An 11,262-nucleotide genomic window follows, 5' to 3' on the forward strand; every position below is an offset into this window, starting at 1 on the left:
CCGCGTCAGCCGGCGCGATCCTGATCGGATTTCGGCGCCGCGGTCCCGCTCACCACCAGCACCACCGCCGGAATCAGCACCACCGTCGCGATGATGGTGCGCACCGTCAGCACTTCATGTCCGAAGACCACGCCGAGGGCGAGTGCGACGATCGGGTTGACGTAGGTGTAGCTGACGACAGCCGTTGGATCGGCGACCGAGAGGAGCCACTGGAAGACCGGGTACGCGAGCAGCGATCCCGCGATGGCGAGGTAGCTCCACGCCAGTACAACGCCGAGTGAGATCGACTGGCCGTGCCGCAGCGCGAGGTCGCCAGTGACGACACCTGCCGCGAGCGCAATCACTCCGCCGGCGAGCATCTGCGCGGCGCTCGCCATGAGGTGATCCGCCGGTGCGGGCCAGTCGCGACCCCACGTCGACCCCACCGCCCAGGCGATCTCGGATACCACGAGGAGCAGAATCGGCCGCACGTCATGCACCGCGACGAACGCCGAATCGGCGAGGATGGCGAGGCCGGCGGTGCCGAGGAGGACGCCCAGCATCCGTCCGCGGCCGAGCCTTGCACCGGTGCGGCGCCGGTCGAAGAGCGCGATGAGCAACGGCGTCCCCGCGGCGAACAACGCCACGACGCCTGATGCGAGCGATTCTTCCGCTGCGACGACCGCCGCGTTGCTCAGCACCACCATCAGCGTGCCGACCGCTGCCGCGCCGAGCCACTGACGGATGGTTGGGAGAGCGATGCCGCCGCGCCAGCGGCGCCAGAGGAGCAGCGTCCCACCGGCGGCGATGAACCGCAGCCCCGAGAGGACGAACGGCGGGACCTCCGCCACCGCGACACGGATGGCGAGATAGGTCGAGCCCCAGACGAGATAGAGAACGAGGAACGCGGCGACGAGGACCGCGCGCGACGGTGTTACGGATGAGCTCCGGGCGGCGGATCCATCACTTTGTGAAAGAGGCACGGCTCCTCGGAGTAGACGTGCGGGATCTGCCACTGCGTGCCATCCCAGCGGATGAGCCCGCTCGAGGAGACCACCGCATCTGTCGCTCCGTCATCGACCGTACCATAGATGTCGACATTCCCGATGGCCATTGCGACCGGATAGCCCCACGCGTCGACGATCCATGTCTGCGCGGTGTTCGGCCTGTCAGGATAATCATCCCGCATCGCAAATGAGAATGCGGCGTAGGTCCGGCCGCCGGGGCCGCGCACCCCGAACATCTTCACCTTCGACCAGAGCGCGTCATCCTTGTCGGTCCAGAAATCGGTGTGCGCATAGCCGAGGGCGATGTCGCTTGCCGGATGGAGAAAGGTGCGGTAGCGATCCCACGCCGAATCGGCGACGCGCTTGAAGAATTGCCACGCGCCGTCGCGAGCGACCGGCGGCAGCGGCTTCACCTCGGGCGCCGGAAAGGTCCCCGGGACGATGACGGCAAACGGCGCGCGCGCAGCGGGTGTGAGCGCAAAGAACCAGCCCGGATGCGCGATCTCATCGCACGCCGCGCGCCACGACGTGGGCGGCTGGAAGCGCTGCCGCCGGACGATCTTCGCGTGGACCGTGTGTTCGAGATGATCGCCATCGGGGAAGAGATACACCGTGACCGGATCGCCAACCGCTCCCATCGGTACGTCGCCGAGCGAGTCGAACTGCGATGCGATCCCGGATTTCATCAGCCGCGCGCCGGTGAATCGTGCCTCGGCGACACGCGGCGGGTTGGGATCCCTGGTCACAAGTGCCTGCGCACCGAGCACGCCGGGAGCGAGGAGGAAGACTGCAAGCAGGCGGTGGGTTTCGATGGATCCCATGGCGATTACCTCATCATTGTTCCGGCAGCAGGACGAACCGCGCGACACGCGCCGGATCGAAGTATTGCAGCGCCGCGGCCCGGACCCGGTCGGGAGTGAGGGCGTCGAGGCGTGCGCTCCAGTCGAGCATCTCGGCAAGTGGCCGGCCGATCTCCGGACCATCAGGGTCGGCGTAGTCGGCGAGCTGCTGCATCCACCACTCGTTGGTCTTCACCGCAACTTCCGTTTCGCGGCGGGACTGTTCGGTGAACTTCTGCAACTCATCGGCCTTGGGACCGTCGGCCCGAAAGCTGGCAATGATCTGCTGCGCAGCCAACCAGAGAGTGTCGGCCTGCGCTGGTGCCGACTTGAAATCGATGATCGTGCGATAACGTTTTCTCGGCACGCGTTCCAGGGTGGTCGACACATCGACGCCATAGGTCGCCCCCATCGCCTCGCGCAGCTTGTCGAGGAGCCGCTCCTGAATGATCTCTGCCGCAGCGTCGCCGGCGAGATCGTCCGCTGGTCCCGCCGGATCGGCCGGTCCACTGAACAGCACGATCTGTTCGCTCACCGGCTCCTTCCCCTTGTGCACCACCTTGGTCACAACCGCAGCGGGGGGAAGTGGTTCCACGTCGCGCCACGCATGCTCGGTGCGGGACGACGGCAACCCGCCGAGCCATTGCTCCACCAGCGGCCGCAGCGAATCGACCTTGACGTTGCCGACAATGATGAAGACGAAGCCGTTGAAGTCGCGGTACCAGTCCCGGTAGATCGCGAGCGCACGCGTGGCGTCGAACGAATCGGCGCGCGCGGCGGTCATCGGGCGCGCGCGCGGTGATCCCTGGCCCAGTGTGTATGCGATCGTGTCGCTGAGCACCGCTTCGGGTTGCGCGCTGCGGTTCTGCAGGACGGTGCGCACCTGGGTGCGGAACGCCGCCACGGCGTTGGTATCGAGCCGCGGCGCCGTGCCGGTGAGCCAGAGGAGTTGCATTCCCGACTCCAGATCCTGCGGTGCGGTCACGAGACCAAGGCCCTCGCTGGTTTCGTCGACCTGCGGGAAGGCAAAGGCGATCTTGCCGGTCAACTTGCGCTTGAGCGACATCGCATCGAAGTCGCCGGCTCCGCTCTGCTGCATCACCGCCGTCGCGAACGCCGCGTTGGTGAGCTGGTCGTCGGGAATCAGCGACATGCCGCCGGCCGCTTCGCCGGTGACCTGGACCTGATCGGCCTTGAAATCGGTCGGCTTGATCAGCACGCGCACGCCATTCGACAGCTTCCAGTCGGTGACGCCGAGATTCGCGTAGGTGGTCTCGGAGACGATCTTCCCCGGTGGCGGGGGGTTGGGAACCAGCGCGGTGGTGACCGAATGTTCGACCCACTCCGGCAGCGTCATCGTGTCGGTGCGCGCCAGGATTGCGAGGAGCGAATCCCGGGTCGGCAGCGTCGCCTTCGCCTTGTCAGGCGCCACCACCGCGATGAAACGATCGTTGCCGTGCGCCATCTCGCGGATCGAGGCATTGACTTCGTCGACGGTGATCGTCGGGAGGATCCGCTTCGCCAGCGCGTACCGATCGGTCGCCGACACGACGGTGTTGCCGAAGAGATAGAACGACGTCGCGGCGCCGACGAAGCCGGCCGACTCGCTCTTCCCCACTTCCTTCGCCGCGTCTTCGCGTGCGCGAAGCATCGACGCCTTGGCCCGGTCGAGCTCGGCCGGGAGGACGCCGTGCTCCTCGAAGCGTCGGAGTTCGCGCAGCGCGGCCTCGAACGCGGCGGCGCTCTCCCCTTCCTTGGCGGTCACGGCGAGCTCGAACAATTGCAGGTCGCGGATGAATCCTCCCGGGCCGAAGAACGCCGTGACGAACGGTTCTGCCGGCCGGCGGCTCAGCTCCTGCATCCGCTGCGACGCGATGGTGCTGAAGAGCGAATTGATCTCGGTCCGCCGCTCGTCCGCTTCGGTGTGATAGTGCGTCGTGGGGCGGCGGACGAGGAGCTCGACTGATTCGGTGGTCTCTTCGGGATCGGTGATGATCGCCACGCGAGTCCCCGCGATATCCGGGACCGGTGCGTCGACGCGTGGCTTTTCCGGTGCCGGATTCTTCAGCGCGCCGAAGCGGCTCTTGATCAGCGCGCGCAACGAATCGAGCGGATAATCGCCGACCGCAATGACGCCGATCAGGTCGGGGCGATACCAGTCACGATAGAATCTGCGCATCGGCGCGGCGGTCGCCCGCGTGATGATCCCGGTGTCGCCGATCGGGAGCCGCACGGCGTAGCGCGACCCCTGGAAGAGGACCGGGAGTTCCTTGTCGCGAATCCGCGATCCGGCGCCGAGACCGCTTCGCCACTCGCCCAGCACGACGCCGCGCTCACCAATCACCTCGGCGCTGTCGAACTTGTCGCCGGACGCCCAGTCCTGCAGGATGTCGAATGCGCGGGCCACCAGCTCCGGCTTGTCGCTGGGTACGGGGAGGATGTATTCGGTTTCGTCGAACGACGTTTCGGCGTTGAGATCGGCGCCGTATTTCACCCCGATCGATTCGAGATACTTGACGAGGTCGTTGCGCGCGAAGTGCGTCGTCCCGTTGAACCCCATGTGTTCGATGAAATGCGCCAGGCCGCGCTGGTCATCCGCCTCGAGGATCGAGCCCGCGCGGACGACGAGTCGCAGCTCGAGGCGGTGCGCCGGATAGCTATTGTAACGAATGAGATAGCTGAGTCCGTTGGACAGGTGTCCCACGTGCAGCGCGGTGTCGGCCGGGAGACGGGGTGCCGTCGCCGGCGGATGGGCGGCTGGATGCTGTGCGGCAAGGCGTCCGGCCGCGACGATCATCGCGAGGATGGTGAGGCGCATCGTGATTCCCGAAGGGGTCGGCTGGAAGGTAACGGCGGGATCGACCTACACGTCGACTGACTCGATGGCTGGCGCGCCGTACCGCGCGCCGGACACGACGCATCGGAGATTCGGCGCGATCGCGACGTCGGCTGCCACGTGGGTATGACCGCACCACACCGTGAATTGCTGAGTCGGGTGCGCCGCGGCGAACTGCTGCAGAACCGCACCGGTCGCGCCGCACACCAAGATCGGGAGCCACGCCGGGTCGGCGAGGCGTCCCATGGTCGGGAGCGCCTCGGCAAACGGTGGGACGTGCGTCGCGACGATCACGTGGCGAGCCACCGTGACCGCGCAGTCGAGCAGCACCGCCAGGCGCGCTGCGTCGCCGTTCGCGAGTTCGCGCTTGACCGCGATTTTCCCCTGGCGCGACGCAAAGGCGGCGATCTCGGCGATCAGCTTGTCGTCGTTGAGTCGGAGCGGCGTGGCAAGGGGATCACCGGCCCGCCCATCGGCCCAGCCGTCGACGCCAATGAGGACAGTTCCGTCGCCGAGATCAACGACTCCCGCGGGCGGAAGCCAGGTGATATCCGGTCGTCTCATGTTCAGTTCGGCAACGGCGTCGCGGACCGCGGCAACGCTTGAACCGTAGTGATCGTGGTTGCCGAGGACGAGGTAGACTGGGCGCCGGACGGCGTCGGCGATGAACTCGAGATCGGCCACGAGGTGCGGGGCGATCGAGGTGTCGCCGGTCAGGATGACGGCCTGGCCGGGGAGTTCGCGCAATGTGGCGCGCAGGGTGTCGCGGCCATCGCCGGTGACGTGGTCGAGGTGGAGGTCGGCGGCCCGGAGAATCGTTCGCATGCTGAAAGGTACGGCTCTGTACCAATGCCCTAGACGGCGGCGGTTACAGGGGTTACGTCTTGTGTAACCGGTCAAAAAGTAGTCAAATTGGTACTTTACCCTAGGGATTCACTCTACCCCGTTAAGGAGGCTTCATGCTGGTGAAACTGCTTCGTGGAATGACGTTCGGCTCGACCGCCGCTCTCGGGCTGGCGATCGTGGCGCCCGTCGCGGCGCATGCGCAGGCGCAGACTGCAGGGACCCGGTTTGGTGTGGAGGCCGCCTATGCGGATCACTTCAACCTCGGCGTCGGCGCGTTCGTGAAGTTCCATCTGGCGGAATTGAGCGGGCATCCGATCACCGGCAGGGCCTCGTTCGACTACTACTTCCCCGGCAGTTACAACTATTGCGCCCTGGATGCCTGCGATGTGAAGCAGCACTATTTCCAGATTTCCGCCGATGGTCTCTACGACATCTCGTCAAAGGGCAACGTAAAGCCCTACGTCGGCGCGGGGCTGGTGTACTCGCATTACTCCATCGGCAACAGCGATAACTGCCCCGGCTGCGACTTTGGCAGCGGCGGCGTCGGCCTCGACATCATGGGTGGCTTGAATTTCATGGCCAACAGCAAGCTGATGCCATTCGTCGAAGCAAAGCTTGGCCTTGGCGGTTCCGTCGGCGCCTACGGCAGCGGCGAGTTCGTCCTCAAGGGCGGCATTCACTTCTAGTTCGTCGTCACGCAGCAGTTGTCCAGCCGGCGGCTCCCCTGGGGGCCGCCGCGCTGCTTTTCATCCAGCGCATCTAGCTTCCCCCCGATGTCCCTCCCGATCGAATCCGCCATTCCCGCACTGCGCGCCGCGCTGGCCGAGCATCGCGCCGCCGTGCTCGAGGCGCCGCCCGGCGCGGGGAAGACCACGCGGGTCCCGCTCGTGCTTCTCGAGGAGAAGTGGCTCCGCGGACAGCGGATCGTGATGCTCGAGCCGCGGCGCCTCGCCGCGCGAGCCGCGGCGTCACGAATGGCCTCGACGCTCGGTGAACGGATCGGCGAGACGGTCGGCTATCGCATTCGCCGCGAGACGCGCGTCGGTCCGTCGACGCGGATCGAAGTCGTGACCGAGGGAATCCTCACCCGGATGCTGCAGCACGACTTGTCGTTGGAGGGGGTCGGCCTCGTCATCTTCGACGAATTCCACGAACGCTCGATCGTCGGAGACACCGGGCTCGCGCTGACCCTCGCGGCGAGCGAATCGCTCCGCGCCGATCTTCGCATACTGGTGATGTCGGCGACGCTCGACGGACAACGCGTCGCGACGCTCATCGGCGATGCCCCGGTCATCCGGAGCGACGGGCGGAGCTTTCCCGTGACGACGCGGCATGCGCCGTCCCGCGACGGCGTGCGCCTCGACGCGCATGTCGCCGGCGTCGTGCGCGACGCACTCGCGGTCGAGAGCGGTTCGATCCTCGTCTTTCTCCCGGGTGCCGGCGACATCAATCGCACCGCCGACCGACTGGCCGGAGGGATCCCGGCCGACGTCACGGTGTATCCGCTCCACGGATCGATGGCGGCGGATCAGCAGGACGCGGCGATCGCTCCGGCTCGACCTGGGGAACGGAAGATCGTCCTCGCCACGAGCATCGCGGAGACGTCGCTCACGATCGACGGCATCCGGGTCGTGGTCGACAGTGGTGCGATGCGAATCCCGCGCTTTTCGCCGCGCACCGGGATGACGCGGCTCGAGACAGTTCGCGTATCGCGCGCCTCCGCCGATCAGCGCCGCGGCCGCGCCGGGCGCCTCGAACCGGGGATCTGCGTCCGCTGCTGGAGCGCCGCGGAGGATGCCGGCCTCGTGCCGTTCACCCGACCTGAAATTCTCGACGCCGATCTTGCCTCGCTGGCGCTCGATCTGGCGGCTGCGGGGTTCACCGATCCGGCGGAGTTGCGCTGGCTCGATCCGCCACCGGCGGCCGCCTTTGCGCAGGCCCAGGAACTACTGCGCCTTCACGGGGCACTCGACCTGCACAACCGGATCACCCAGCACGGCACCGCCATGGTCGAGCTCGGCGCCGAGCCACGCCTGGCGCACATGCTGGTCCGCGCACGGGAGGCGGGACCGCGGTCGATCGCGACGGCGTGCGCGCTGGTGGCGTTGCTGGAGGAGCGCGACATCCTGCGTGGCAGCGGTAGCGCGCCACCGGCGGATGTCACGCTGCGACTTGATGCGGTCGGCCGCGACGTCGATTCGATGCAGCTGGCAGGGGCGACCCTCGACCGGGGCGCGGCGTCGCGGATGAGAGAGAGCGCCCGTGAATGGGAGCGTCGCGTTGCGCTCGCTCGTGGCGGGCGCACCGGGGACGATGATCTCGATGCCGGTTTGCTGCTGGCGCTGGCGTATCCTGACCGCGTGGCGAAACGGCGCGACGCACCGGGGCGATTTCTCCTGCGCAACGGCCGTGGCGCGACGCTGCCGACAAACGATCCACTTGCCCATGCGGAGTGGATCGTTGCCGCGGCGATTGACGACGCGGGACGCGACGGACGTGTCACCCTCGCCGCGCCACTCGACATCGCGGAACTCATGGCGTGCGCGGCAGAGCAGGTCACGACGTCGGACGAGATCGCCTGGAGCGATGAGCTTCGCGGGGTCGTCGCACGCTCGCGAACGATGCTGGGCGCGCTGGTGCTCCGCGAGACGGCACTCGCCTCTCCCGATGCGGAGCGCGTGGGCGCTGCCCTTCGCGCGGGGATCGGTCGGATCGGCATCGACGCGCTGCCGTGGGGTGACGCAGTAACACTTCGAGCGCGGCTCGGGTTTGTCCACCATCATGACGCGTCGTGGCCAGACATGAGTGCTGACGCACTCGCCGAGCGGCTCGATGAGTGGCTCGGTCCGGACCTGGCAGGGGTGCGCAACCTCGATCAGCTCGCGGGCATCGACATGAAGAGTGCGTTGCTGAGGATGCTCGACTGGGAGCAGCGTCGTGCCCTCGACCAACTCGCGCCCGAGCGGATCGATGTTCCGAGCGGTTCGCGCGTTCAGGTCGACTACAGCGACCCCGCGGCACCGGTGGTCGCGGTGCGGCTGCAGGAGGTCTTCGGGATGACGGCGACTCCGACAGTTCTCGGCGGCCGTATTCCGATCACGATGCATCTCCTCTCGCCGGCGCGCCGACCGGTGCAGGTGACACGTGACCTCGCCTCGTTCTGGGCGAATGGCTATTTCGATGTGCGGAAGGACCTGCGCGGTCGCTATCCAAAGCATCATTGGCCCGACAATCCGCTCGAAGCCGAAGCGGTCCGGGGGCCGAAGAAACGGTCCTGAATCGGCTCCTTGGCCCGAGCCTCCGGGCGGCAGCTCCTTCGTCAACACTCCGTTAGAGCGCCGCGCGGCAGAAACCCGGCACAGGAGAATCACGTACCGCCGCCCATGCTCGCATTCGCATTGTTGCTTGCCGGCTCGATCCAGGGAGCCGGCCCAGGAGATCCGCATGTCTACGCCGGCCGGGCCGGCCAGACAGCAGTCAAGCCGCCGAGGCTGGACGGGGCGGCGACGATCGACGGGGTGCTCGATGAGCCGCAGTGGCAGCAGGCGGCGATTCTCACCGGATTCTCGGAATTCACCCCGGTAGATGGCGTTGCGGCGTCCGATTCCACCGAGGTACGGATCTGGTATTCGTCGACCGCCCTCTACATCGGGGTCAAGGCGCTCGACAAGAGCGGGGCGGTGCACGCCACCGTCGCGGCGCGCGACCAGATCTTCAATGACGACAACGTGCAGATCTACCTGTCGACATTCAACGACGGACGGCAGGCGACGCTCTTCGCCGTCAATCCGCTCGGCATCCAGGGCGACGGCGCGGTGAACGAGAACGGATCGATCTCGTGCAACGGCATGTCGAACTGTGCCACGCAGACGCGCCAGCCGCCAAATCTCTCCCCCGATTTCGTCTGGGAATCAAAGGGGCATGTCACGCCGGACGGATACCAGGTCGAGATCAGGATTCCGTTCCGGAGTATCCGCTTCCAGCAGGCGAAGACCCAGACGTGGGGACTCAACGTCTTGCGCGTGGTGCAGCGGAGCGGGGAAGAGCAGACGTGGACGGCGACGCGGCGCGGAGCATCGTCGTTTCTTGCCCAATCTGGCCAGCTCGAAGGACTGACCGACCTCGATGCGGGGCACGTCCTCGATGTCGTCCCCACCGTGACGTCGCGCGTCGACTACGGCCCGCCGCCCGGAAGCAGGGACTGGCAAACGAGCGGCGGGTCACCGCAGATCGGTGGGGATCTCCGATACGGGCTGACCCACAACCTCACGCTCAATGCGACGGCGCATCCCGACTTCTCGCAGGTCGAAAGCGACGTCCCGCAATTCGCCTTCGATCCCCGTCAGGCGATCTTCTATCCTGAAAAGCGCCCCTTCTTTCTCGAGGGCGCGGAACAGTTCGACGCGCCGTTCGGCCTGATCTACACCCGGCGGATCGTGCAGCCGGTCTTCGCCTCGAAGCTCACCGGGAAGACGTTGGGGACGCAGATCGGTGTCCTCGCCGCGGTCGATGACCGGCTCGCATCCAACTTCGGCGACAATCCGGTCTTCCTCATTGCGCGGCTCGCCCGCGATCTCGGTCCCGGGTCACGCGTCGGCCTCGCGTGGACCGAGCAGCACGACGGCCCGGAGACCAATCGGGTCGGTGGATTCGACGGGCGTATCGTGTTCGGCAAGGTGAACTCGATTGCGTACCAGGGCGCGTTCGCGCACGACGACAACGGCACCACCACCAACAACGGCGATGCGTGGGCGGTCTCATATCACCGCGACGGCGCCCACTTCCGCATGAACTACGGCTTCTCGGGGATATCGCCGGATTTCATCACGCGCTCGGGATTCATCGGCCAGGCGGGTGTCGGCAACGCGCAGCTCAGCACCAGCTACACCTGGCTCCGGCAGCATCGCGCCATCCAGTCGCTCACGTTCGAGATCGTCCCGTCGGCGCACTGGACCTACGAGGATCTGGTCCATGGCGGCCCGATGCAGAACCGGTACCTGCACTTCAATCTGAACGCGCGCATGCAGGGCGGCTGGGCTGCGGGGCTCTCGTATTTCCAGGAGAGCTTCGGCTACGACCCTTCGATCTTCACCAACTACGGACTGTTGCACCCCGACGGTTCGATCACGCCGTTCACCGGCGGCAACGACCGGCTCCCCAATCACGATTACGTGGCGTCGTTCAACACTCCGGCGTGGCGGCACTTCGATTTCGCGATGTTCGTGCTCGGCGGGCTCACCGACGAGAACTACTTCGAATGGGCGCGGGGACGAATCGTCACCGGGTCGCTGTCGGCGGACTACAAGCCGACTGACAAGCTCCGCTTCAATCTCAGCTACAACCACACCCAGGTCTTCCGGCCGAGCGACGGGTCGCGGGTGGTGACGCAGATCGTGCCGGTCTTCACGGCGATCTACCAGCTCTCGCGGGCGGTTCAGCTCCGGGTCATTTCGCAGTACGCGCTCAACGATCAGGATTCGTTGCGGGACGATTCGCGGACCAATCTCCCGATCGTGCTTCGCGGGGCGGATGGGACGTATTCCCGTGCCTCGGCGTTCACCAGCGGCGTGCTGCAGACGAACTTTCTCTTCACCTTCCTCCCGAATCCGGGAACGGTCGCATATCTGGGTTACGGCACCGTCGATCAGCGCCCGGATCTCGACGGCCGCGCTCTGCTCGGCCCGACGCAGAGCTCGTTCTTCCTCAAGGTGTCGTACCTCTTCCGAAGGCAGTGAGGCGGAGTGTGATCACCTCG

The 11,262-nt window shown here is 66.5% G+C and carries 7 protein-coding genes; 3 read left to right on the forward strand and 4 right to left on the reverse strand.

The features are described 5' to 3' along the window. Positions 1-5: 5 nt before the first annotated feature. From VGM20_12670 to VGM20_12685, 4 genes are read right to left on the reverse strand one after another with little or no spacing between them, the layout of a single operon-like run. Positions 6-962 (reverse strand): EamA family transporter, encoded by a 957-nt coding sequence (locus tag VGM20_12670; GenBank protein ID HEY4101718.1) that lies wholly within the window; start codon positions 960-962, stop codon positions 6-8. Next, positions 914-1,807: a hypothetical protein gene (locus tag VGM20_12675; protein HEY4101719.1), complete on the reverse strand. Its 894-nt coding sequence runs from the start codon at positions 1,805-1,807 to the stop codon at positions 914-916. The genes VGM20_12670 and VGM20_12675 overlap by 49 nt, the downstream gene beginning before the upstream one ends. A 13-nt stretch (positions 1,808-1,820) precedes the next feature. After that, on the reverse strand, positions 1,821-4,643 hold the full coding sequence (locus VGM20_12680) for an insulinase family protein (protein ID HEY4101720.1): 2,823 nt from the start codon (positions 4,641-4,643) through the stop codon (positions 1,821-1,823). 45 nt (positions 4,644-4,688) lie between these two features. Next, the gene (locus VGM20_12685) at positions 4,689-5,486 is read right to left on the reverse strand and encodes a metallophosphoesterase (GenBank protein HEY4101721.1); all 798 of its coding nucleotides are present in this window, start codon (positions 5,484-5,486) and stop codon (positions 4,689-4,691) included. A 134-nt stretch (positions 5,487-5,620) separates the two neighbouring features. On the opposite strand from VGM20_12685, the gene VGM20_12690 reads away from it, so the two are divergent. The 3 genes from VGM20_12690 to VGM20_12700 all read left to right on the forward strand — a co-directional run bounded on the left by VGM20_12690 (position 5,621) and on the right by VGM20_12700 (position 11,242). Then, the gene (locus VGM20_12690; protein HEY4101722.1) at positions 5,621-6,193 is read left to right on the forward strand and encodes a hypothetical protein; all 573 of its coding nucleotides are present in this window, start codon (positions 5,621-5,623) and stop codon (positions 6,191-6,193) included. An 87-nt stretch (positions 6,194-6,280) separates the two neighbouring features. Next, positions 6,281-8,785 carry an ATP-dependent helicase HrpB gene (gene hrpB, locus VGM20_12695; protein HEY4101723.1) on the forward strand — a complete coding sequence of 835 codons (2,505 nt, stop codon included), beginning with the start codon at positions 6,281-6,283 and terminating at the stop codon, positions 8,783-8,785. 105 nt (positions 8,786-8,890) lie between these two features. Continuing rightward, on the forward strand, positions 8,891-11,242 hold the full coding sequence (locus VGM20_12700; GenBank protein HEY4101724.1) for a DUF5916 domain-containing protein: 2,352 nt from the start codon (positions 8,891-8,893) through the stop codon (positions 11,240-11,242). Positions 11,243-11,262: the final 20 nt, after the last annotated feature.

Source organism: Gemmatimonadales bacterium, assembly GCA_036500345.1.
Lineage (GTDB): Bacteria > Gemmatimonadota > Gemmatimonadetes > Gemmatimonadales > GWC2-71-9 > Palsa-1233.